Genomic DNA, 21,092 nt, shown 5'->3' on the forward strand with positions numbered 1-21,092 from the left:
GTTCAATCCCACGGAATTGCCCCCTCCGCTTGTGGGGCGGAGAGGGCAATGGCCGAACGGGGAGGGCGGGGTGCGCGGTGATCAGCCGCCCGCGACCGCCGGAATGATGGAGATACCGGCGCCGTCGGGGGTGGCGGTGTCGAGGCCGCCCTCGAAACGCACGTCGTCGTCATTCACGTAGACATTCACGAACCGGCGCAGTTTTCCCTGGTCGTCCAGGACGCGGGCGGCGATTCCGGTGTGGTTCTTCTCCAGGTCCTCGATGACCTGGCCCAGCGTGGCGCCCTCGGCGGCGACCTCCGCCCGCCCGCCCGTGTAGGTGCGCAGGATGGTGGGGATGCGAACGGTCACGCTCATGCGAGGCCAGCCTCTCGGAAGGAGTCCAGGGTCGGGCGGATGGTGGCGGTCAGACCGGTCCCGGCCACCGCGTCGAGGGTCTTCAGTCCGTCGCCGGTGTTGAGCACGACGGTGGTCAGCGTGGGGTCGAGCAGCCCGTTCTCGATCAGCTTGCGGGTGACGCCGACGGTCACACCGCCCGCCGTCTCCGCGAAGATGCCCTCGGTACGGGCGAGCAGCTTGATGGCGTCCACGATCTGCGGGTCGGTGACGTCCTCCACGGCGCCGCCGGTGCGCCGGGCGATGTCCAGGACGTACGGCCCGTCGGCGGGGTTGCCGATGGCGAGGGACTTGGCGATGGTGTCCGGCTTCTGCGGCCGGACCACGTCGTGCCCCGCCTTGAACGCGGCGGAGACCGGGGAGCAGCCCTCGGCCTGCGCGCCGAAGATCCGGTACGGCTTGTCCTCGACGAGTCCGAGCGCGATCAGCTCCTTCAGCCCCTTGTCGATCTTGGTGAGCTGGGAGCCGGAGGCGATGGGCACCACGAGCTGGTCGGGCAGCCGCCAGCCGAGCTGCTCGCAGATCTCGTACGCCAGGGTCTTGGAGCCCTCCGCGTAGTACGGGCGGAGGTTGACGTTGACGAAGCCCCAGCCCTCCCCGGCCGGGTCGCCGATCAGCTCGGAGCAGAAGCGGTTCACGTCGTCGTAGTTGCCCTCGATGCCGATCAGCTCGCCGCCGTAGACGGCGGCCATGACGACCTTGCCCTGTTCCAGGTCGTGCGGGATGAACACGCAGGAGCGGAAGCCCGCGCGGGCGGCGGCGGCGCCGACGGCACCGGCCAGGTTCCCCGTGGAGGAGCAGGACAGGGTGGTGAAGCCGAAGGCGCGGGCGGCCTCCAGGGCCTGGGCGACGACACGGTCCTTGAAGGAGTGCGTGGGGTTGCCGGAGTCGTCCTTGACGTACAGGCCGCCGGTGACGCCGAGTTCGCGGGCGAGGTTGTCGGCCCGGACGAGCTGGGTCCAGCCGGGGTTGATGTTCGGCTTGTCGGCCACGTCGGCGGGGACGGGCAGCAGCGGGGCGTAGCGCCAGATGTTCGCCGGGCCGGACTCGATGCGCTTGCGCAGCTCGTCGGCGCTCCAGCCGGAGAAGTCGTAGGCGACCTCCAGGGGACCGAAACACTCCTCGCAGGCGAAGACCGGGCCGAGGGGCACGCGGTGGCCGCATTCGCGGCAGCTGAGGGCGGCGGCGGGGCCGAGGTCCACGGGGGAGGCGGGGGAAGCGGTGGCGGGTGCGGAAGTCTGCGCAGCCATGACAGGCGAGGCCCTTTCTCCTCATCTTCCTCGCGGCGCATCTCACCGCGAGACGGATTTGGCACCTTCCCTAGCCGGGAGCCTCGCTTCGAGAACGAGACCGGCTGGAGGGTTGCCGGGGCTTCATCGGGCCGTTTCCCTCTGCCCCTCTGGATGAGCGGTATGTGGTTGTGAGTACGCCCGCGACCCCGACATACGGCGGCCACCGGCGTTGTTCAAGACTGTAACCGACAGCAGGAACAATTGAGACAGTAGTCCGAACCGCGAGACGGCCCCGCCCGTCCGCCGGGACCCGCGTCAGCGGCCCGGGACCCGACAGCCGAGGAGCCGCCGACCGTGCTGGAAGAAGTCGAGCGCTGGCTCACCGCCCGTTCCTGGTCGGTGGCCGACCGCCCGCTCGATCAGGTGCTGGCGGCCAAGCAACGCACCGGCCGTACGGTCTCCGTCGTGCTGCCCGCGCTGAACGAGGAGGCGACCGTCGGGGAGATCGTCTCGGTGATCCGGCACGACCTCGTGGACCGGGCGCCGCTGGTGGACGAGCTGGTGGTGATGGACTCCGGGTCCACCGACCGGACCGCCGAACGGGCCGCTGCGGCGGGCGCGCGGGTGGTGCGCCGGGACGACGTGCTGCCCCGGCTGCCCGCCGTGCCCGGCAAGGGCGAGGTGCTGTGGCGGTCGCTGCTGGCGACCGGCGGGGACATCGTCTGCTTCGTCGATGCCGACCTGCGCGCGTTCTCCTCCGACTTCGTCCTCGGCATCGTCGGCCCGCTGCTCACCGACCCGGACGTGCAGCTCGTCAAGGCGATGTACGACCGCCCGCTGGGCACCGCGCCCGGTCAGGGCGGCCGGGTGACCGAGCTGATGGCGCGCCCGCTGCTGAACATGCACTGGCCCCGGCTCGCCGGGTTCGTCCAGCCGCTGGGCGGCGAGTACGCGGCCCGCCGCTCCCTGCTGGAGCGGCTCCCGTTCCCGGTCGGGTACGGCGTCGAGCTGGGCGTGCTGGTGGACGCGCTGCAACTGGCCGGTCTGGACGCGCTGGCCCAGGTGGACGTCGGGGTGCGCAGGCACCGGCACCAGGACGGGCAGGCGCTCGGCCGGATGGCGGCGGCGATCTACCGCACCGCCCAGCTCCGGCTGGCCCGCGGCCATCCGGTCCGGCCCTCCCTCACCCAGTTCGAGCGCGGCGCGGACGGCTTCGAGCCGCGCACCTACCCGGTGGACACCGAGGAGCGCCCGCCGATGGCGGAGATCGCGGAGTACGCGGCGCGCAGGGTGGCGTAAGGGGGGCGCGTGAGGCGCACGGGACGGGCCCGTGCGGGCTCCGGGCGGGCTCGTATACGGCACCGGTCCAGGTCGCGGCGTACGTTTGAGCCGTTCGGGGGCTGGCTACGTTGAGGCGTATGGCTTCCACCCAAGGCGCTGAGGTGCTCGTCGCGTCGAATCGCGGCCCGGTTTCGTACGAGGTAGGCGAGGACGGCGCGCTGTCCTCGAAGCGGGGCGGCGGGGGGCTGGTCTCGGGGCTGTCGGCCATCGGGCCGGACACCGACGCGGTGTGGGTGTGCGCCGCGCTCGGGGACGGCGACCGGGAGGCGGTCGCGCGGGCGGGCGGCGGGCTGCTGCCCGAGGCGGACACCGGCGGGCAGCGGGTGCGGATGCTCGACATCGACGCGGCCACGCACGCCGACGCGTACAACGGGATCGCCAACTCGGTGCTGTGGTTCGTGCACCACATGCTGTACCAGACCCCGCTGGAGCCGGTCTTCGACGCGGAGTTCCGCCGGAAGTGGGCGGCGTACGAAGCGTACAACCGGGCGTTCGCCGAGGCGCTGGCCGAGGAGGCCGCCGAGGGCGCGGCCGTGCTGATCCAGGACTACCACCTCGCCCTCGCGCCCCGGATGCTCCGCCGTCTCCGCCCCGACCTGCGCATCGGGCACTTCTCGCACACCCCGTGGGCCCCGCCGGAGTACTTCCGGCTGCTCCCCGACGACATCGCCGCCGAGCTGCTCACCGGCATCCTCGGCGCGGACCGGGCCGCCTTCCTCACCCGGCGCTGGGCCGACGCCTTCACCGCCTGCTGCCACGCCGTCCTCGGCCCCGGCATCCCGTCCGGTACGCGGGTCGGGGTGCACGGGCTCGGCGCCGACGCGGACTTCCTGCGCGAGCGGGCGCACCGGGCCGACGTGGACGAGAGGATGGTGGCGCTCCGCGAGGAGATCGGCGCGGGGCGCCGCACCGTGGTCCGGGTGGACCGCACCGAGCTGTCCAAGAACATCGTGCGCGGGCTGCTGGCCTACCGGCACCTGCTGGCCGAGCGTCCCGAGTGGCGGGAGAAGGTCGTCCACGTGGCCTTCGCCTACCCGTCCCGGCAGGACCTCGCCGTCTACCGGGACTACACGGCCGAGGTCCAGCGGGTGGCCGACGAGATCAACTCCGCGTTCGGCACGCCGGGCTGGACTCCGGTGGTCCTCCACGTCAAGGACGACTTCGCCCGCTCCCTGGCCGCCTACCGGCTCGCCGACGTCGCCCTCGTCAACCCCATCCGCGACGGCATGAACCTCGTCGCCAAGGAGGTTCCCGTGGTCTCCGACGAGGGGTGCGTCCTCGTGCTCTCCCGCGAGGCGGGCGCGTACGAGGAGTTGTCCGAGGACGCGGTTCCGGTCAACCCGTACGACATCGTCGGCACGGCCGATGCCCTGCACGCGGCGTTGGGTGTTCCGCCGGAGGAGCGGGCCGAGCGCACGAAGCGGCTCGCCGCCGCGGCCACGGCGCTGCCTCCGGCCCGCTGGTTCCTGGACCAGCTGGAGGAGCTGCGGGGGTGAGCCGGGCCCCGGTCACGGAAGTGCCGCCGCCAGCGAGTTCAGCAGCGCCACCACTCCCGCCGGGCCGTCCACGACCACGTCCGCGCGCTTCGCCAGTTCCGTGACCTCGGTGCTGCCGCTGCAGACCAGGAGGCCGGGGACGCCCTCCTCGCGGAGCCGGTCGATGGCGGTGAAGGCGGGGAGGTCGCCGAGGTCGTCGCCCGCGTAGAGGAGGGCGCGGGCGCCGGTGGCGTGGACGTGGTCGCGCAGGGCGACGCCCTTGTCCATGCCGGGCGGGCGGAGTTCGAGGACGAGGCGGCCGGGTTCGACGATCAGGCCGTGGCGTGCCGCCAGGGCGGCCAGCGGCTCGCGGAGTGCCTCGAAGGCGGCTTCCGGGTCGGCGGCCCGGCGGGTGTGGACGGCTACCGCGCGGCCCTTCTCCTCGGTCCAGGTGCCGTGCCAGGCTCCGGCCCGGTCCAGGACGCCGGGGAGTTCGGCGCGTACGGCGGCGACGCCGGGGTGGGGCGGCGGGGCGACGACCTCGCCGGTGGCGGCCTCCCAGCGCTCGGCGCCGTAGTGGCCGAGGACGACGAGGTGGTCCAGGCCGGGCACTCCGGCGAACCCGCCGTGCCGTACGGCGACCCCGGCCGGGCGGCCGGTGATCACGGCGACGGAGGCGACGCGCGGGGCGAGCGCGGCGAGCGCGGGGACGGCGCCGGGGTGGGCGCGGGCCTGCTCGGGGTCGGCGACGATCGGCGCGAGGGTGCCGTCGAAGTCGAGGCCGATCAGCGCGGTGCGCGGCGCGTCGAGCAGGGCGCTCAGCCCCTCGCGCCCGGCACGGGTGACCGGTTCAGGCAGGGGTTCCGGGGTGCGGGAAGCGTCCGTGGTGTGGGTGCCCATACGGCGACAGTATCCGCGCGGGCCCCGGCCCACTCCTCGGTGCCCCGGCGATCCGCCTCACCGCTCCCCGCGGCGCGCGGCCCGCACCCGCCGCAGCCGGTTCACGGTGACCGGGTCGGCCCGCAGCGCGCGTTCGTCGTCGAGGAGGGCGTTGAGGAGCTGGTAGTAGCGCACCGGGGAGAGGCCGAGTTCCTCGCGGATGGCGCGTTCCTTGGCGCCGGGGCCGGGGAAACCCCGCTGCTCCAGCGCGAGTACGGCCCGTTCGGTGCTGCCCAGTTCCATACGGGACACCGTAGACCCGGCTGCCCGACCGCTCAGCCCTGGTCGGCGCTGTCGTCGGCCGCCGCCGTCGCCTGGAGGCGGCCGAGGACGGTCGCGGGGCTGCCGCCGGGGGCGACGGCCTGCCCGATGTCCTTCTTGACGTCGGCGCTGACCGAGGCCCAGGAGGTCTTGCCGACCGGGTACGTACGGGAGTCGGAGAGCTGGTCGAGGAAGGGCCGGAGCTGCCGGTCGGCGGCCGTGGGCGAGTCGGTCATGGCCTGGGAGGCGGAGGAGGTGACGGGGAGCATGCCGTACGCGCGGGAGAAGTCGAGGACGTTCTTCCGGTCGTAGACGAAGTCGAGGAAGCCGCCGATCTGCGCGGCGTGCCCGTTCTGCCTGAAGCCCGTCATCCAGTCGGTGACGCCCATCGCGGCCTTGGCCCGCCCGGTGCGGCCGGGGGCGGGGACGGTGCCGAACTTCACGCCCTTGGCGGCGGCCTGCCGCATCAGCGCGGGGTGCCCGTCGAGCATGCCGACCTGGCCGTCCGCGAACGCGGAGAACGCGTCGGCCCGGTCCAGACGGCCGGGCGCGACCGGCCCGGTGAGGCCCTTGCCGACGAGGTCGTCCCGGAGCCAGTCGAAGGTGTTGACGTTCTGCGGGGAGTCGATGGTGTACGTGCCGATGTCGTCGGTGTAGCCGTTGCCGCCGCCGCTGAGCATCCACTGCATGGTCTCGGCCTGCGCCTCCTCGGGCCCGAGCGGCAGCGCGTACGGGAACTTCACGCCCCGGCTCTTGAGCACGGCCGCGTCGGAGGCGAGCTGGCTCCAGTCGGCGGGCGGGGTGAGCCCGGCGTCCGCGAAGAGGGTCTTGTTGTAGAAGAGGACGCGGGTGGAGGCGGCGAAGGGGATGCCGTACTGCGCGTACTTCCAGCGGCCCGCGTCGGCGAGCTGGGCGACGAAGTCGGCCTGGGTGCGGATGGAGAGCAGGTCGGAGACCTCGTAGAGCTTCCCGGCGGCGGCGTAGTCGGCGTAGGAGCCGATCTGCGCGAGGTCGGGGGCGTGCCCGGCGGCGACCATCCGCCGGACCTCGCGGTCCACGTCGTTCCAGGAGTAGACGCTGACATCCACCGTCACGTCGGGGTGGCGCGCGTGGTAGGCGTCCGCGAGCCGCTTCCAGTAGTGGGCGGAGCTGTGGGCGGCGGAGTCGCCGTAGTCGGCGGCGACGAGTCTGAGAGTGGTGTCGGAGGAGCCGGTGCTCCCGCAGCCGCCGAGGGTCGCCGTCATGCCCAGTGCGGACACCACCGCGATCGTTCCTGCCGTGCGCCGACGTACCGTCAAGATCCCAACCCGCTGTCTGACCGTTGTTTTATCGTGGACACATCAGGTCTACACCACGTGAGTGGACTAGACCTCTCATGGGTCGGGGGGCCACACTGTCCCCCGTGAGACATGTCATCGCCCTGGACGTGGGCGGTACCGGGATGAAGGCCGCCCTCGTCGGGGACGACGGCGCGCTGCTGCACCGTGCCCGCCGGGCGACCGGCCGCGAGCGCGGCCCGGACGCGGTGGCCGAGGAGATCCTCGGCTTCGCCGCCGACCTGCGCGCGTACGGCGTCGAGCACTGCGGACGGCCGGCGGACGCGGCCGGGGTCGCGGTGCCCGGCATCGTGGACGAGGCGCGCGGCATCGCGGTGTTCTCCGCCAACCTGGGCTGGCGCGACCTGCCGCTGCGGGACCTGCTCACGGAGCGGCTCGGGGTGCCCGCCGCGCTCGGGCACGACGTACGCACCGGCGGGCTCGCGGAGGGCCGGATCGGCGCGGGCCGGGGCGCGGACCGCTTCCTGTTCGTCGCGCTGGGCACCGGCATCGCGGGCGCCATCGGCGTGGACGGCCGGGTGGAGGCGGGCGCGCACGGCTCGGCCGGGGAGATCGGGCACATCGTCGTACGGCCCGGCGGCGCGGACTGCCCGTGCGGGCAGCGCGGCTGTCTGGAGCGGTACGCCTCGGCGGCGGCCGTCGGCACGGCCTGGGCGGCGGCCTGCGGCGACCCGGCGGCGGACGCGGCGGACTGCGCGCGGGCGGTCGCGGCGGGCGATCCGGCGGCGGCTGAGGTGTGGCGGGGCGCGGTGGACGCGCTCGCGGACGGGCTGGTCACCGCGCTCACCCTGCTGGACCCGCGCACCCTGATCATCGGTGGCGGCCTGGCCGAGGCGGGGGAAGTGTTGTTCCAGCCGCTGCGGGACGCGGTCCGGCGGCGGGTGACCTTCCAGCGGACGCCCGCCATCGTCCCCGCCGCCCTCGGCGACACCGCCGGGTGCCTCGGCGCCGGACTGCTCGCCCGCGATCTCCTCGACTCCACCGACCCCTCGGAGGTAACCGCCTGATGGCTCCCAGCTTGGTTCTCACCGGCGCACGGGTGGTGCTGCCCGCCGGGGTGACGGACGACGGACGGGTGACCGTCGAGGGCACCCGGATCACGGCGACGGACCCGGCGGCGCCCGTCCCGGCCGACGCGCACACACTGGACGTCTCCGGCCACTGGCTGGTCCCCGGCTTCGTGGACCTGCACAGCCACGGCGGCGGCGGGGCCTCGTTCGGCGGGAGCGCCGAGGACGTGCTGACCGCCGTCCGCACCCACCGGCTGCACGGCACCACGACCCTGGTCGCCTCCACGGTCACCGACCGGCTGGACGTACTGGTCCGGCAGGCCGGGCTGCTGAGCGAGCTGGCCGAACAGGGCGAGATCGCGGGCGTCCACTTCGAGGGGCCGTTCATCTCCCCGTGCCGCAAGGGGGCGCACGCCGAGTCGCTGCTGCGCGACCCGGACCCGGCCGAGGTGCGCAGGCTGATCGACGCGGCGCGCGGCCGGGCCCGCATGGTCACCCTCGCCACCGAACTGCCGGGCGGCCTGGACTCGGTACGGCTGCTCGCCGAGCACGGGGTGATCGCGGCCGTAGGGCACACGGACGCGAGTTACGAGCAGACGGTGGACGCCATCGACGCGGGCGCCACGGTCGCCACCCACCTGTTCAACGCGATGCCCCCGCTCGGGCACCGCTCCCCCGGTCCGGTCGCGGCCCTGCTCCAGGACGAGCGGGTCACCGTCGAGCTGATCAACGACGGGGTCCATCTGCACCCGGCCGCGCTGGAGTTCGCGTTCCGGCACGCGGGCGCGGGGCGGGTGGCGTTCATCACCGACGCGATGGACGCGGCCGGGGCGGGGGACGGGCGGTATCTGCTCGGTCCGCTGGAGGTCGAGGTCAGCGAGGGCGTGGCCCGGCTGGCGGAGGGCGGTTCCATCGCGGGTTCGACGCTCACCCTGGACCGGGCGTTCCGGCGCGCGGTGACGGTGGACGGGCTGGCGGTCACGGACGCGGTGACAGCGTTGTCCACCAACCCGGCCCGGCTGCTGGGCCTTTCGGACCGTACGGGCTCGATCGAACCGGGCAAGGACGCGGATCTGGTGCTGCTGGACGGGGAGTTCGCGGTGAAGGGCGTGCTGCGGCAGGGCGCGTGGGTGGTGGAGCCGGAGCTGTCCGGTGTGCCGGTATGAGCGACTGGGCCCCTTGGTCCGGATGGTGCGCACCCGTACCGAACCGACCTGATGGGCAACCCTGTTGACGGACGGTGACCGACCCTCGCGCTGGGCCGGTCACCGTCCGTTTGGCATGATCGGGGCCGTCCCGGCAACCGGGGAAGCCGACTTCGACGGAGGTCACCCGGGTGATTCTCACGGTCACGCCGAACACCGCTCTCGACATCACGTACCGGGTGGCGGCCCTGCGTCCGCACGCCGCGCACCGGGTCTCGGAGGTGGCGGAGCGGCCCGGCGGCAAGGGGGTGAACGTGGCGCGGGTGCTGGCCGCGCTCGGTCACGAAGTCACGGTCACCGGGCTAGCGGGCGGCGGCACCGGGCAGGTGCTGCGGGACCGGCTCGCCGCGGTGCCGGGGGTGACGGAAGCGCTGGTCGGGGTGGCCGGGGCGACCCGGCGCACGGTCGCCGTGGTGGACGGCCGGACCGGTGACACCACCCAGCTGAACGAGCCCGGCCCGCACATATCCCCCGCCGAGTGGGCCGCCTTCCTCGACGCCTACGCGGCACTGCTGCCCGGGGTCACGGCGGTCGCCCTGTGCGGCAGCCTCCCGCCGGGCGTACCGGTCGGGGCCTACGCGGGCCTGGTCCGCACCGCCCGCGCCCACGGGGTGCCGGTGCTGCTGGACACGAGCGGGGAACCGCTGCGGCGCGGGGTGGCCGCACGGCCCGACCTGATCAAACCGAACGCGGCGGAACTGGCCGAGCTGACCGGCTCGCACGACTCCGTACGGGCCACCGAGGACGCCCGCCGCCGGGGCGCCCGCGCGGTCGTCGCCTCGCTCGGCGCCGGAGGACTGCTCGCCGCCACCCCGGAGGGCCGCTGGCGCGCCCTCCCCCCGGCCCGGCTGCGCGGCAACCCCACCGGCGCGGGCGACTCCGCCGTGGCCGGTCTCCTCTCCGCACTGGAGAAACGTCTCCCCTGGCCCGAAACCCTCTCCCACGCCACCGCCCTCGCGGCGGCGACCGTCCGGTCCCCGGTGGCGGGGGAGTTCGACCGGGGGGTCTACGAGGAGGTGCGGGAGCGGGTCGCGGTCACGGCGGAGGCGTCCGACCCGGGCCGTCAGCCCCGGCCCACGTGACCCTTCTTCAGACGGAACTGGTCCAGCAGGACCTCGCACTTGTCGCCCGGCTGGCAGGACAGCGAGAAGGTGTTGGCGCCCTTGTTCAGGCTGAGGTAGGCGTACGTCTCCGTCCACGCCTGCTCGGGCTTGTCCGCGTGGCTGAAGTTGTCCAGGTTGAACTTCCGCCCGGAGTCCTGGCCGTTGACGGTGAGCGTCATGGACTGCGCGTCGCCGGGGTTGTCGTAGGTGGCGAGCAGGGTGTACGGGCCCGCCTCGGGCACGTCCATCGTCCAGGTCACCGAGGCGCCGACCTGGTTCAGGCCGCCGACGTACTTGCCGTCCGCCGACTTCGCGCCCTTGACGTCCGTGGCCGGGGCGGCGCCGCCCGCGAGCTGCACGGAGGAGTCGGCCGCGTCGGTCCTCGGGAGGGCGGCGTCCGCGGGCTTGCCGGTTGTCCGGCTGGGGTTCGGGCTCTGCGAAGCGGTCGGGCTCGCCCCCGCCTGGTCACCGGACTTGTTGTCGTCCGAGTCGCCGTTGAGCATGGCGACGCCGATCCCGATCACCACGGCCGCGACGACCGCGACGGCGCCGATCAGCAGGCCCCTGGTGTTGGGGCCGCGACGACCGCCGTTCCCGCCGGACCGCTGGGGGGTACGGGTCGCGGAGGCACCGCCGGGCAGCGTCTCGGAAGCCTGGTGGTGGCCGCCCTGCTGGGGACCGGGCTGCGGCTGCTGCCCGTAACCACCCTGATGGCCGTAACCACCCTGCTGCCCGTAACCGCCCTGCTGGGGCTGGCCGCCCTGCTGGGGGTACGTCTGCTGCCCGCCGTACGTGCGCTCACCGACCGCGCGGACCCTGTTGACGGCGTTCGGGTAGCCGTAGCCGCCGGAGGGGGGCTGGGCTCCTCTGGCCTGGCCGTCGGCGTAGAGATAGCCGAACGGGTCCTCGTCCTCGGGCGTGCTCGGGCCGTTGTCGCCGGGCGTCATCCCTAGGTCTCCTCAACAGGTGCGTCGGGTGGGTCACGGGTGCGAAGGGCGAGCCTACCCGCTCCCGGTGACCCGAACGGGTGACGCGGACCGCACCGGAGTCGGCGACCTGCGGTCATCCCGCCCGACGGTGCTGCTTGGGGCGAGATCTTTTCTCGACGTACATCCTTTCGTCGGCGGACTTCAGCACTTCGTCCGCCGTCATGCCGCAGTGCGCCCATCCGATGCCGAAGCTGGCGCCCACCCGGACGGCCCGGCCCTCGGCGCGGATCGGCTGGATGATCTCGTTGCGCAGCCGTACGGCGAGGTCCGCCGCGTCGGCCCGGCCGAGGCCGTCGGCGAGGATCACGAACTCGTCGCCGCCGAGCCGCGCCACGGTGTCCCCGTCGCGCACCCCGCGCGAGAGCCGGTGGGCGACCTCGATGAGGACCGCGTCGCCCGCGTTGTGCCCGAAGCGGTCGTTGATCGACTTGAAGCCGTCGAGGTCGCAGAAGAGGACGGCGAGCCCCTTGGTGCCGTCGTCCGCGCCCTCCTCGGGGGCGGCGGTGTGCACATGCCGGTCGTAGCCCTCGTACCCCGGGGCGCCCGGCGCGTAGTCGAAGCCGTGACCGGCCGGTGCCTCGTCGTAGGCGGGGTGGCCGTAGGCGGTGTCCAGGGACTCCAGGGCGTGCGCGGGGCGGTGGCAGAGCCGGGCGGAGAGCCGGGAGCGCAGCTCGGCGGAGTTCGGCAGCCCGGTGAGGGAGTCGTGGGAGGCGCGGTGGGCGAGCTGCAGCTCGCGGCGCTTGCGCTCCTCTATGTCCTCGACGTGGGTGAGCAGGAAGCGCGGCCCGTCGGCGGCGTCCGCGACCACGGAGTTGCGCAGCGAGACCCAGACGTAGCCGCCGTCGCGCCGGGTGAAGCGGAGTTCGGCCCGGCCGCCCTCGGCGGAGGTGCGCAGCAGGGTGCCGACGTCCTCGGGGTGGACGAGGTCGGAGAAGGAGTAGCGGCGCATCGCGGAGGCGGGGCGGCCGAGCAGGCGGCACAGGGCGTCGTTGGTGCGCAGGATGCGGCCGTGCTGGTCGCCGCCCATCTCGGCGATGGCCATGCCGGAGGGGGCGTACTCGAAGGCCTGGCGGAAGGATTCCTCGCTGGCCCGCAGCGCCTGCTGCTCCCGCTCCAGGCGGACCAGGGCGCGCTGCATGTTGGCGCGCAGGCGGGCGTTGCTGATGGCTATCGCGGCCTGGAACGCGTACATCTGGAGCGCTTCACGGCCCCAGGCGCCGGGGCGGCGGCCGTTGCGCGGGCGGTCCACGGATATGACACCGAGGAGTTCGCCCGAGCCGCCGCCCTGCACACCGGGGGTGTACATCGGGGCGAACAGGCGGTCCGAGGGGTGCCACTCGTCGTCGAAGCGGGGGACGGGGCCGTCGGTGAACCACTGGGGGACGTCGTCGTCGTCCAGCACCCAGCCCTCGGTGTACGGGATGAACACCAGATCGCCCCACTGCTCGCCCATGTTCAGGCGGCGCACCCAGGAGTCGCGGGAGCCGACCCGGCCGGTGATCAGGGCCTCGGCGGCGGAGTTCCCGGCGAGGGCGGCGACCACGAGGTCACCGTCCGGGCGGACGAGGTTCACACAGGCCATCTCGTACCCGAGCGCCTCCACCACACCGTCCGCGACGGTTTGCAGCGTGTCCGCGAGGCTGCGTGCCGTGTTCATGTCGGCCATGACCTGATGCAGCTGCCGCAGGGACGCAAGACGGACGTACGGCTCCGACTCGGTCTCCATGTACGCCCTCCCCCCGAGACCTCGGCGACGAATCAAGGGTTGTCGTCGGCGCTTCCGCAGCGGGTTCTGTGGTGCTCACCGGCCTTCCGCCACTGAATCACAGCGCGCTGCCCACCCGGTACACAGGGTCAACAATTCATGCCTCTTGTGACTCAAGTCACAGTAGAACGTGAACAATTGCGTGGAGTTTCTGCGTTCCTGCTGTGCGCTTACGAACGGTTTGGTTTGTCGGTGTGTTCAGTTGTTGCACACGGACGACCGGGTGGGGCGCCGGGAGCGGGCCGGAGGGGGCGCCGGAAGCGGGCCGCGCTGGTCCCCCCGTCCTAGGTCCCGGCTCGGCCCACCGCCCGATGCGGGCGCGGGAGGACGGGGATTAGCGTTTCCGGCGTGCTGAACACTTCCTCCTCCACCGCCGCCGCAGTCACCGTGCATGCTGAGGGGGTGACCGACGACGAGTTCCGAGCCGCGATGTCCCGGCTGGCCGCGGGCGTGGTCCTGGTGACCGCGCGGGAGCTGCCGCTCGACCCGGACGACCCGACCGCGCCGGACGTGGAGGACGTCGGCATGACCGCCACCGCCTTCATGTCCGTCTCGCTGGACCCGCCGCTGGCCATGATCAGCCTGCGCACCGGCTCCCGCATGGACGACCTCCTCGACGAACAGCCCCTGTGGGCCGTCTCTGTCCTCGCCGACACCCAGCGCCACATCGCGGGCCGCTTCGCCATGAAGGGCCGCGTCAGCGACCGCCTCCTCTTCGCCGACCTCCCCTGCACCCGCGGCACGGCCACGAACGCCCTCCTCGTGAACGGCGCCCTGGCCACCGTCGAGTGCCGCACCGAACAGCGCGTGGTCTCCGGCGACCACACCCTCCTCATCGGCCGCGTCCTGACAGCCGCAGCCCCGGGCGCGGGCCCGGAGGGAGCACCGCTCATGTACTACCGGGGGCGGTACCGGAAGCTGGGGTGAGGGGGATTTCCCGAGAAGACGGGGAGCGGGGAGCGGGGAGCCGGGGCGCGGAAAACCCGGTGCCCCGCGAGCGGCCCGCTGCCTAGGGTGCGGGCATGCCGAGTCTCGCCGTCCTCACCCCGCAGAACATCGACGCCGCCCTGGCCGTACAGGTCCGCCCGGACCAGGCGCACGCGGTGGCGCCGGTCGTGAAATCGCTGGCGGAGGCGTACGTCCACCCCGGCGTCGCCTGGCCCCGGCTGATCGTGGACGGCGACCGCGCGGTGGGTTTCCTGATGGCGTTCTTCGACATCGACTGGCGCGGCGACGGCACCCTGACCCGCTCCGGGCTGTGGCGGCTGAACATCGCGGCCGGTGAACAGGGCCGGGGCCACGGGCGGTTCGCGGTCGAGTCGGTCGCCGCCGAACTGCGGGCGCGCGGCACCGAGGAGATGTACGTCACCTGGCATCCGGGACCGGACGGGCCCGAGGGTTTCTATCGGGGACTGGGGTTCCGGCCGAACGGCGAGACCAGCGGGGGCCAGACGGTGGGGGTACGGGAGCTGTAGCGGCTTTTCGGCCCGTCCGGCGCTTGAGGACAAGGCCCGGAGGGCCGGGCGGGGGGCGAGGGGGCGCAGCCCCCTGGGACGGGACGGGTAGGGGCGGCGGGGGCGAAGAATCCCCGGCGCGCTACCAGTCCCGCGCGGAGCGCCCCCGCTTGGTGTCCGAGCGCTGCTTCTTCTCCCGCAGGCGCCGCTCGTTGATACCCCGGGGGATACGGGTGGGACGGCGGGGCTGGGGCGGCGGCGCGGTCGCCTCCGCGAGGAGCGCGGCGAGCCGGACGGCCGCCGTCTCCCGGTTGCGCCACTGGGAACGGTGCTCGGAGGCGCGTACGACCACGCAGCCGTCCACCAGGCGCCCCGCCAGCCGCTCCAGCGCGCGTGCCTTCCACACCGGCGGCAGCGACGCGGTGCCCGCGAGGTCGAAACGCAACTCGACCTGCGAGTCACTGGTGTTGACGTGCTGGCCACCGGGGCCGGACGAGCGCGAGAAACGCCAGTTCAGCTCGGCCTCGGGAAGCGAGACCGAGCCACGGATGAGATGAGGCCCGGACATGGGGTCCATGTTCCCCGTTCCGGCGGGTCCGCGTCACCCTGATTTCCCGAAAGGTAAAAAAGGTAAAGGGATGCGGAACCACCGGGACCCCCCTCGACGTTCTCCCGGGTGCCGGTAGCTTCATCGGCACAGATACGTCAGATACGTGGACACAAGGAAGGGACTCCCCACATGGCTGTAAGCCTGTCCAAGGGTGGCAACGTCTCGCTCACCAAGGAGGCTCCGGGCCTGACCGCCGTCACCGTGGGCCTCGGCTGGGACGTCCGCACCACCACCGGCACGGACTTCGACCTCGACGCGTCCGCCATCGCGGTGAACACCGAGGGCAAGGTGTACTCGGACGCGCACTTCGTCTTCTTCAACAACAAGCAGACGCCGGACAACTCCATCGTCCACACGGGTGACAACCGCACCGGCGAGGGCGCGGGCGACGACGAGTCCATCAACGTCAACCTGGCGGCCCTCCCCGCCGACATCGACAAGATCGTCTTCCCGGTCTCCATCTACGACGCGGAGAACCGCGGCCAGAACTTCGGCCAGGTCCGCAACGCGTACATCCGCATCGTCAACCAGGCCGGTGGCGCCGAGATCGCGCGGTACGACCTCTCCGAGGACGCGGCGACCGAGACGGCGATGGTCTTCGGCGAGCTGTACCGCAACGGCGCGGAGTGGAAGTTCCGCGCGGTGGGCCAGGGTTACGCCTCGGGTCTGGTCGGCATCGCCCAGGACTTCGGGGTCAACGTCTGAGGCGTCCGGACATCCCGGCGCCGGGACCCCGAGGTGTCTGACCCGGTTGTCCCGCAGGGGAGTTGACGGGGTGCCGGGCGGTCGTACGCGATCCGCCCGGCCCCCGCGCCCCGTCGCGCTACCGTGCGCGGATGATCCTCGAACCCCTGCCGTCCGGCCCGGACCTCCCGGCCCCGCTGCTCACCGAGCTGACCGCGCTCTACGCGTCGCACCACGCCTTCCACGCGCTCGGCGGGGAGTTCCCGGACCCGGACGACGTACGCCCGGAGCAGGTGGCCGCCTCGCTCGCGGAGGAGCGCGCGCGTCCGGGTGCGGACGTGCTGCTGGCCCGTGCGGAAGGCAGGCTGGTCGGGATCGTGATCACCCTGGACCGGCACCCCGACCCGGCCGACCCGGACCCGTGGATCGGCCTGCTGATGATCGACGCGGCGGCGCAGGGCCGGGGGTACGGGCGTCGGCTGGCCGGGCTGGTCGAGAACCGCTTCCGCGCGGACGGCCGCGCGGGTGTCCGGCTCGCCGTGCTCGACGGCAACACCTCCGGTCTCGCCTTCTGGACCGCCCTCGGCCACACCCCGCTGGCCCGGCGTCCCGACCGTGCCCTGGGCCGCCCCTGCACGGTGCTGCGCAAGCCGCTGTACCGGCTGCGGCGCGCCGCCCGGACGGTGGTGGTGGACCCCGGGGGCGCGGCGCTGCTGCTCTGCCACGATCTCCCCGGACTCGGCAGGCACTGGGTGGCCCCCGGCGGCTGCCTGGAGCCGGGCGAGACCCCCCGGGACGGCGCCCGGCGCGAACTCCGGGAGGAGACCGGCTGGACCGATCTCGAACCGGAGGCCCTGCTGTGCACCTGGGAGGGCGACCTCACCCACGGCACCGACCCCGTCCACCAGCGCGAACACGTCTACGTCACCCGCGGCCCCCGCCGACCCCCGTCCGACCTCGCCCTCCACGACGCCGAGAGCATCGTCGCCTGGCGCTGGTGGCCCCGCGCCGAACTGGCCACCACCGCGGAACCCGTCAACCCCCCGGACCTGGCCGCTCTGCTGGACGCGTGGGAATCCGGCACCCCCGGCCCACCGGCTGACCCCACCGGCTGACCCCACCGGGCACCCCCGCTCCCCCGCCGCCCCGAGCGGGGCGTGCCGCATGACACCATCTGCGGGTGCTCGACATCGGATACGCGCTCTCGAACCGCTTCCCGGACCCCCCGCAGATGGACTACCGGCGGGCGGACGTCCGGACGCTGCGGCACGACCTGTTCTGCGGGGACGTGTATCTCGCGGACACCGAGTCGGACCGGGAGCTGTCCACCGCCTGGGGATGGGTACCGGTGCTGGACTTCGCGTGGGCGCTGTGCGACATCGTGGAGCGTTTGGACAAGGACCCGATGGGCTCGCGGGCGTCCCGGCCGCAGCACGCGGAGCTGGACTTCACCGAGTCCACGGACCGCATGCTGTTCGAGCGCCGGTTCGGCTGGGTGGACATCGAGGCCGACTGGATGCCGGTCGAGGAGGCCCCGCTGGCCTTCTCGTTCACCGAACTCCGGCGCGAGGCACGGGACTTCCTGCACGACCTGCTCGCGGACCTCACCGACCTGCACGACGACCTCGCGGAGAACCCGGCGGTCTGGACCCTCCAGGCCCGCTTCCCGCGCCTCTCCTGAGCCGGGCCCGCCCGACGGGGGCGCCCCCGGCCCCGGAGGAGCCCCCTCACCCCTCCACCCTGATCCCCAGCTCCGCCGCCAGCACCGGAGCCAGGTCCAGCAGCTGCCCCGTACTGATCACCGCCCCCGACAGCCGGTCGAGCCCGCGGGTGATCTCCAGCGGGGCGGCCCCGCGCAGATCCACGTCCTTCAGGACCGCGTTGCCGAAGTCCGCGCCCTTGACCACGCAGTCCACGAACTCCACGCGCTCCAGACGCGCACCGGAGAAGTCGGGCTCCGCCAGCACGCAGGACTCGAAGACCACGTCCTTCAGCCGGGCCTCGCGCAGATTCAGATAGTCGATCTTGCCGCCGCGCACGACGACCCGTTCGAACACCGCGCCGTGCCACTGCGTACCGCCGAGCCGGGCGTCCACCAGTTCCACGTCCCGGAGGGTGGATTCCGCGAGGTGGGTGCCGACGCCCCGCAGGCCGGTGAGGACGCAGTCCAGGAAACGGGCACGGCCGAGCACGGTCCCGTCCAGCAGACACCCCGTCAGCGCGCTGTCCATGAAGCGGGCGCCCCGCCCCGTCTGCCCGCCGAGGTCGGCGTCCCGGAACTCCAGACCGTCGTAGTCCCCGTCCGCCTCCAGTTCGGCGTCGGGCCAGGGCGTCAGCCCCGGCAGCCGTACCTCCGGCCGCCGGGCCGCCTTGATCCCCCGGTCCGCCGCACCCCCCGTGCCCGTACCCGCACCCGCCGCACCCGCCGCTCGCCTCGCCATGCCCCCATGCTGCACCCGGCCACCGACAACGCCCCGCCCCGGACCGCACCCCACGAACGTCCGATAATCGGACAGTGCTCCCGATCCGGATGCGACAAACCATGATTCATGGTCTTCTGTCCCAATGAGCATAGGCCGAAAGGGTGAAGCCCCGCCGGTTTCGGCGGGGGCCGGGGAGAGCGATCCGCACCGCTGGTGGGGCCTGGTGATCATCGCGCTCGCGCAGCTGATGGTCGTCCTGGACGCGACGATCGTGAACATCGCGCTGCCGTCCGCGCAGAACGAGCTGCACATCTCGAACGGCGACCGGCAGTGGGTGATCACCGCGTACACCCTGGCCTTCGGCGGCCTGCTGCTGCTCGGCGGCCGGATCTCCGACCTCGTCGGCCGCAAACGGACGTTCGTCATCGGACTGATCGGGTTCGCGCTCGCCTCCGCGATCGGCGGCGCCGCCGAGAGCCCCGGCATGCTCTTCGGCGCCCGCGCCCTCCAGGGCGCCTTCGCCGCGCTCCTCGCGCCCTCCGCGCTGAGCCTGCTGACGACCACGTTCACCGACCCGCGCGAACGCGGCAAGGCGTTCGGCATCTACGGCGCCCTCGCGGGCAGCGGCTCGGCCATCGGCTTCATCGTGGGCGGTCTGCTCACCGAGTACCTGAACTGGCGCTGGTGCCTCTACGTCAACGCGCCCATCGCCATCGTCGCGGTGTTCGGCGCGTTCGCGCTCCTGCACGACCGCCCCGGCCACTCCCGCGAGGTCCGGCTCGACGTGCCCGGCGCGATCCTCGGCTGCGGCGGCCTGGTCGCCATCGTCTACGGCTTCAGCGAGGCCGAGCCGCGCGGCTTCACCAGCCCCCTCGTCCTCGCCCTGTTCGCGGCCGGGATCGCGCTGCTGATCGCGTTCGTGTGGTGGCAGAACCGCGCCCCCAGCCCCCTGCTGCCGCTGCACATCGTCCGCGACCGCACCCGCGCGGGCTGCTTCCTGACCATGATGCTCGCGGTCATCGGCCTGTTCGGGCTGTTCCTGTTCCTGACCTACTACCTCCAGGTCATCCTGGGCTACTCCCCCGTCCGCGCCGGGCTCGGCTTCCTCCCGCTGACCGCCGCGATCATCATCGGCTCCACGCAGATCTCCGCCCGGCTGCTCCAGCGGGTGCCGCCGCGCATGCTGATGGTGCCCGGCATGATCCTGGCCTGCGTCGCCCTGCTGCTGCTCACCCGGCTGACCGTGCACTCGTCGTACACGAGCGAGATCCTGCCCGCGCTGATCCTGCTCGGCCTCGGCATGGGCCTGACCTTCATGCCGGTGTTCGCCACCGCCACCGCCGGGGTCGCCCCGCGCGACGCCGGAGTCACCTCCGCGACCGTCAACACCGCCCAGCAGGTGGGCGGTTCGATCGGCACGGCGCTGCTCAACACCATCGCCACCACCAGCGGCGCCGCCTGGATCGCGGCCCATCTGCGCGACCCGGCCCAGCGGGCGGCCGTCACCGCCGAGGGCGTGGTGCACGGCTACACGGTGGCCATCTGGTGGGCGGCGGCCGTCATGCTGCTCGCCGGTGTGGTCGCGGGCGTGATGGTCACCGCCAAGGCGCCGGGCAGGGGCGTCCCCACCGGGCAGCCGGTGACCGAGTCGGTGCCCTGAGCGCGCCGGGCCCCCGGGCCCGCTCAGTCGCCGCCGGAACCGCCCAGCTCCGCCAGCGCCCCGTCCGTCAGCCGGTACACCGTCCAGCCGTCCAGCGGGCGGGCGCCCAGCGCCTCGTAGAAGCCGATGGCGGGCCGGTTCCAGTCGAGCACCGACCACTCCAGGCGGCCGTAGCCGCGCGCCACGCAGAGCCGGGCCAGTTCGGTCAGCAGGGCCCTGCCGTGCCCGGCGCCCCGCGCGGAGGGGCGGACGAACAGGTCCTCCAGGTGGACGCCGTGCACCCCGCGCCAGGTGGAGAAGTTCAGGAACCACAGCGCGAACCCGACGACCTCACCACCGGCGTCCTCCGCGACGTGCGCGTAGGCGGCCGGGCGCTCCCCGAACAGCGCCTCGCGCACCTGCTCCTCGGTCGCCCGCGCCTGGTCCGGCTCCTTCTCGTAGACGGCCAGCTCGCGGATGAGCGCGTGGATGACGGGGACGTCGGCGGGTACGGCGGTACGAATCATGCGGCGAGCGTACGTCCGCGCCCCCGGGTGAGCGGATAGCAGCCGAGTCCGATCAGTACGGACAGGAAGTGACCGAAGTCGGTGAAGGTGCGGCCGGTGCCGAGCGGGACGCCGTACACCGCGAGGACGACGGCGAGGTAGCCGTACCGCCAGGGCGGCGGAACGCGGTAGGTGAGGACGGCGACGACCCCGGCCAGGGCGTAACTCACGCCGATGTCCAGGGTGTTGACCGCCGAGCGCGGGGCGTGGCCGTCGTGGATGGCCAGCAGCAGCGCGAGTTCGCTGACCAGCGTGGCCAGCACGTGCGCGGCGGCGCACACCGCGAGCCAGCGCGGGGTGCCGAGCCACCGCTCGGCCTGCGCGTGGAAGACGGTGTACAGCACCGCGTACGGCAGCCAGTGGCCGCCGTCGATCCACATGGCGCTGGTGATGAGCACCCGGACCGGGTTCTCGGACAGCTCGCGGATGTTGGTGGAGTGCTGGCGCAGGAACTCCTGCTCGAACGCCGGGGACATGTGGTGCAGGGCGACCGTGGTGACGAAGAGGATCAGCAGCCAGACGTAGGTGCCGGGCGCGCTGCGCACATAGCGCGCGACGGCCCGCAGCCCCCTCCGGCCCCGCTCGGCAACCCTGTCCACGGGCCCAGTATGGGCGGCCCCCGCCGGGCGGGGGCTGACACGCCACCGGATGGCCCATCATGCC

Annotated in this window: 22 protein-coding genes and 1 riboswitch; of the genes, 11 read left to right on the forward strand and 11 right to left on the reverse strand. The window is 73.2% G+C overall.

The features are described 5' to 3' along the window. Nucleotides 1-81: 81 nt before the first annotated feature. Both KUM39_RS10055 and thrC read right to left on the reverse strand, forming a co-directional pair. On the reverse strand, nucleotides 82-357 hold the full coding sequence (locus tag KUM39_RS10055; RefSeq protein WP_217785114.1) for a MoaD/ThiS family protein: 276 nt from the start codon (nucleotides 355-357) through the stop codon (nucleotides 82-84). Next, nucleotides 354-1,646: a threonine synthase gene (gene thrC, locus KUM39_RS10060; RefSeq protein WP_217785115.1), complete on the reverse strand. Its 1,293-nt coding sequence runs from the start codon at nucleotides 1,644-1,646 to the stop codon at nucleotides 354-356. The genes KUM39_RS10055 and thrC overlap by 4 nt, the downstream gene beginning before the upstream one ends. An 18-nt stretch (nucleotides 1,647-1,664) precedes the next feature. Next, nucleotides 1,665-1,806: riboswitch (SAM riboswitch) on the reverse strand. Nucleotides 1,807-1,982: 176 nt separating this feature from the next. On the opposite strand from thrC, the gene KUM39_RS10065 reads away from it, so the two are divergent. Further along, nucleotides 1,983-2,927, forward strand: coding sequence for a glucosyl-3-phosphoglycerate synthase (locus tag KUM39_RS10065; RefSeq protein WP_217785116.1), 945 nt, complete (start codon nucleotides 1,983-1,985; stop codon nucleotides 2,925-2,927). Between the two features lie 119 nt (nucleotides 2,928-3,046). Beyond that, nucleotides 3,047-4,465, forward strand: coding sequence for an alpha,alpha-trehalose-phosphate synthase (UDP-forming) (locus tag KUM39_RS10070; protein WP_217785117.1), 1,419 nt, complete (start codon nucleotides 3,047-3,049; stop codon nucleotides 4,463-4,465). A 12-nt stretch (nucleotides 4,466-4,477) separates the two neighbouring features. Here the strand turns inward: KUM39_RS10070 and otsB are convergent, their stop codons facing one another. Genes otsB through KUM39_RS10085 form a run of 3 tightly spaced genes read right to left on the reverse strand, consistent with a single transcriptional unit; the run spans nucleotide 4,478 to nucleotide 6,888 of the window. Further along, the gene (gene otsB, locus KUM39_RS10075; protein WP_217785118.1) at nucleotides 4,478-5,344 is read right to left on the reverse strand and encodes a trehalose-phosphatase; all 867 of its coding nucleotides are present in this window, start codon (nucleotides 5,342-5,344) and stop codon (nucleotides 4,478-4,480) included. A 57-nt stretch (nucleotides 5,345-5,401) separates the two neighbouring features. Beyond that, nucleotides 5,402-5,626, reverse strand: coding sequence for a DUF3263 domain-containing protein (locus tag KUM39_RS10080; protein WP_217785119.1), 225 nt, complete (start codon nucleotides 5,624-5,626; stop codon nucleotides 5,402-5,404). Nucleotides 5,627-5,658: 32 nt separating this feature from the next. Next, entirely contained in the window at nucleotides 5,659-6,888 is a 1,230-nt protein-coding gene (locus tag KUM39_RS10085; RefSeq protein ID WP_217785152.1) for an extracellular solute-binding protein, read from the reverse strand. A 131-nt stretch (nucleotides 6,889-7,019) separates the two neighbouring features. On the opposite strand from KUM39_RS10085, the gene KUM39_RS10090 reads away from it, so the two are divergent. From KUM39_RS10090 to KUM39_RS10100, 3 genes are all read left to right on the forward strand, one after another. Beyond that, nucleotides 7,020-7,988 carry an ROK family protein gene (locus KUM39_RS10090; protein ID WP_217785120.1) on the forward strand — a complete coding sequence of 323 codons (969 nt, stop codon included), beginning with the start codon at nucleotides 7,020-7,022 and terminating at the stop codon, nucleotides 7,986-7,988. After that, the gene (gene nagA, locus KUM39_RS10095; protein ID WP_217785121.1) at nucleotides 7,988-9,157 is read left to right on the forward strand and encodes an N-acetylglucosamine-6-phosphate deacetylase; all 1,170 of its coding nucleotides are present in this window, start codon (nucleotides 7,988-7,990) and stop codon (nucleotides 9,155-9,157) included. The genes KUM39_RS10090 and nagA overlap by 1 nt, the downstream gene beginning before the upstream one ends. Before the next feature lie 170 nt (nucleotides 9,158-9,327). Continuing rightward, a complete protein-coding gene (locus tag KUM39_RS10100; protein ID WP_217785122.1) occupies nucleotides 9,328-10,278 on the forward strand; it encodes a 1-phosphofructokinase family hexose kinase in 951 nt (316 codons plus the stop codon). Here the strand turns inward: KUM39_RS10100 and KUM39_RS10105 are convergent. Together KUM39_RS10105 and cdgB are read right to left on the reverse strand one after the other, a co-directional pair. Next, the gene (locus KUM39_RS10105) at nucleotides 10,260-11,246 is read right to left on the reverse strand and encodes a carbohydrate-binding protein (RefSeq protein WP_217785123.1); all 987 of its coding nucleotides are present in this window, start codon (nucleotides 11,244-11,246) and stop codon (nucleotides 10,260-10,262) included. The two genes, KUM39_RS10100 and KUM39_RS10105, sit on opposite strands and share 19 nt — an antisense overlap. 115 nt (nucleotides 11,247-11,361) lie before the next feature. Further along, nucleotides 11,362-13,014 (reverse strand): diguanylate cyclase CdgB, encoded by a 1,653-nt coding sequence (gene cdgB / locus KUM39_RS10110; RefSeq protein ID WP_217785124.1) that lies wholly within the window; start codon nucleotides 13,012-13,014, stop codon nucleotides 11,362-11,364. Nucleotides 13,015-13,401: 387 nt separating this feature from the next. On the opposite strand from cdgB, the gene KUM39_RS10115 reads away from it, so the two are divergent. Then, the gene (locus KUM39_RS10115; protein ID WP_217785125.1) at nucleotides 13,402-13,980 is read left to right on the forward strand and encodes a flavin reductase family protein; all 579 of its coding nucleotides are present in this window, start codon (nucleotides 13,402-13,404) and stop codon (nucleotides 13,978-13,980) included. A 95-nt stretch (nucleotides 13,981-14,075) separates the two neighbouring features. Then, on the forward strand, nucleotides 14,076-14,528 hold the full coding sequence (locus tag KUM39_RS10120; RefSeq protein ID WP_217785126.1) for a GNAT family N-acetyltransferase: 453 nt from the start codon (nucleotides 14,076-14,078) through the stop codon (nucleotides 14,526-14,528). Nucleotides 14,529-14,649: 121 nt separating this feature from the next. On the opposite strand, the gene arfB is transcribed toward KUM39_RS10120, so the two are convergent. After that, entirely contained in the window at nucleotides 14,650-15,075 is a 426-nt protein-coding gene (gene arfB, locus KUM39_RS10125) for an alternative ribosome rescue aminoacyl-tRNA hydrolase ArfB (protein WP_217785127.1), read from the reverse strand. Between the two features lie 171 nt (nucleotides 15,076-15,246). Between arfB and KUM39_RS10130 the strand changes: the two genes are divergently transcribed. The 3 genes from KUM39_RS10130 to KUM39_RS10140 all read left to right on the forward strand — a co-directional run bounded on the left by KUM39_RS10130 (nucleotide 15,247) and on the right by KUM39_RS10140 (nucleotide 17,482). Then, nucleotides 15,247-15,822: a TerD family protein gene (locus KUM39_RS10130; protein WP_217785128.1), complete on the forward strand. Its 576-nt coding sequence runs from the start codon at nucleotides 15,247-15,249 to the stop codon at nucleotides 15,820-15,822. Between the two features lie 131 nt (nucleotides 15,823-15,953). Next, a complete protein-coding gene (locus KUM39_RS10135) occupies nucleotides 15,954-16,916 on the forward strand; it encodes a bifunctional GNAT family N-acetyltransferase/NUDIX hydrolase (protein ID WP_217785129.1) in 963 nt (320 codons plus the stop codon). Nucleotides 16,917-16,981: 65 nt separating this feature from the next. Then, nucleotides 16,982-17,482, forward strand: coding sequence for a hypothetical protein (locus KUM39_RS10140; RefSeq protein ID WP_217785130.1), 501 nt, complete (start codon nucleotides 16,982-16,984; stop codon nucleotides 17,480-17,482). Nucleotides 17,483-17,528: 46 nt separating this feature from the next. Here the strand turns inward: KUM39_RS10140 and KUM39_RS10145 are convergent, their stop codons facing one another. Beyond that, nucleotides 17,529-18,242, reverse strand: coding sequence for a pentapeptide repeat-containing protein (locus tag KUM39_RS10145; RefSeq protein WP_217785131.1), 714 nt, complete (start codon nucleotides 18,240-18,242; stop codon nucleotides 17,529-17,531). A 124-nt stretch (nucleotides 18,243-18,366) separates the two neighbouring features. On the opposite strand from KUM39_RS10145, the gene KUM39_RS10150 reads away from it, so the two are divergent. Then, the gene (locus tag KUM39_RS10150; protein ID WP_217785132.1) at nucleotides 18,367-19,884 is read left to right on the forward strand and encodes an MFS transporter; all 1,518 of its coding nucleotides are present in this window, start codon (nucleotides 18,367-18,369) and stop codon (nucleotides 19,882-19,884) included. A gap of 23 nt (nucleotides 19,885-19,907) precedes the next feature. On the opposite strand, the gene KUM39_RS10155 is transcribed toward KUM39_RS10150, so the two are convergent. Next, nucleotides 19,908-20,390, reverse strand: coding sequence for a GNAT family N-acetyltransferase (locus KUM39_RS10155; protein WP_217785133.1), 483 nt, complete (start codon nucleotides 20,388-20,390; stop codon nucleotides 19,908-19,910). Next, entirely contained in the window at nucleotides 20,387-21,028 is a 642-nt protein-coding gene (locus KUM39_RS10160) for a rhomboid-like protein (RefSeq protein ID WP_217785134.1), read from the reverse strand. The genes KUM39_RS10155 and KUM39_RS10160 overlap by 4 nt, the downstream gene beginning before the upstream one ends. Nucleotides 21,029-21,092 lie beyond the last annotated feature (64 nt).

Origin of the sequence: Streptomyces corallincola (genome assembly GCF_019104725.1) — a bacterium.
In the GTDB taxonomy this organism is placed as follows: Bacteria; Actinomycetota; Actinomycetes; order Streptomycetales; family Streptomycetaceae; genus Streptomyces; species Streptomyces corallincola.

Excerpts from the sequence above, each read along its gene's own strand:
- KUM39_RS10055 (WP_217785114.1), bottom strand. The coding sequence starts at position 357 with ATGAGCGTGACCGTTCGCATCCCCACCATCCTGCGCACCTACACGGGC.
- thrC (WP_217785115.1), bottom strand. The coding sequence starts at position 1,646 with ATGGCTGCGCAGACTTCCGCACCCGCCACCGCTTCCCCCGCCTCCCCC.
- KUM39_RS10070 (WP_217785117.1), top strand. The coding sequence starts at position 3,047 with ATGGCTTCCACCCAAGGCGCTGAGGTGCTCGTCGCGTCGAATCGCGGC.
- otsB (WP_217785118.1), bottom strand. The coding sequence starts at position 5,344 with ATGGGCACCCACACCACGGACGCTTCCCGCACCCCGGAACCCCTGCCT.
- KUM39_RS10080 (WP_217785119.1), bottom strand. The coding sequence starts at position 5,626 with ATGGAACTGGGCAGCACCGAACGGGCCGTACTCGCGCTGGAGCAGCGG.
- KUM39_RS10085 (WP_217785152.1), bottom strand. The coding sequence starts at position 6,888 with ATGACGGCGACCCTCGGCGGCTGCGGGAGCACCGGCTCCTCCGACACC.
- KUM39_RS10090 (WP_217785120.1), top strand. The coding sequence starts at position 7,020 with ATGGGTCGGGGGGCCACACTGTCCCCCGTGAGACATGTCATCGCCCTG.
- nagA (WP_217785121.1), top strand. The coding sequence starts at position 7,988 with ATGGCTCCCAGCTTGGTTCTCACCGGCGCACGGGTGGTGCTGCCCGCC.
- KUM39_RS10105 (WP_217785123.1), bottom strand. The coding sequence starts at position 11,246 with ATGACGCCCGGCGACAACGGCCCGAGCACGCCCGAGGACGAGGACCCG.
- cdgB (WP_217785124.1), bottom strand. The coding sequence starts at position 13,014 with ATGGAGACCGAGTCGGAGCCGTACGTCCGTCTTGCGTCCCTGCGGCAG.
- KUM39_RS10120 (WP_217785126.1), top strand. The coding sequence starts at position 14,076 with ATGCCGAGTCTCGCCGTCCTCACCCCGCAGAACATCGACGCCGCCCTG.
- arfB (WP_217785127.1), bottom strand. The coding sequence starts at position 15,075 with ATGTCCGGGCCTCATCTCATCCGTGGCTCGGTCTCGCTTCCCGAGGCC.
- KUM39_RS10130 (WP_217785128.1), top strand. The coding sequence starts at position 15,247 with ATGGCTGTAAGCCTGTCCAAGGGTGGCAACGTCTCGCTCACCAAGGAG.
- KUM39_RS10135 (WP_217785129.1), top strand. The coding sequence starts at position 15,954 with ATGATCCTCGAACCCCTGCCGTCCGGCCCGGACCTCCCGGCCCCGCTG.
- KUM39_RS10145 (WP_217785131.1), bottom strand. The coding sequence starts at position 18,242 with ATGGCGAGGCGAGCGGCGGGTGCGGCGGGTGCGGGTACGGGCACGGGG.
- KUM39_RS10150 (WP_217785132.1), top strand. The coding sequence starts at position 18,367 with ATGAGCATAGGCCGAAAGGGTGAAGCCCCGCCGGTTTCGGCGGGGGCC.
- KUM39_RS10155 (WP_217785133.1), bottom strand. The coding sequence starts at position 20,390 with ATGATTCGTACCGCCGTACCCGCCGACGTCCCCGTCATCCACGCGCTC.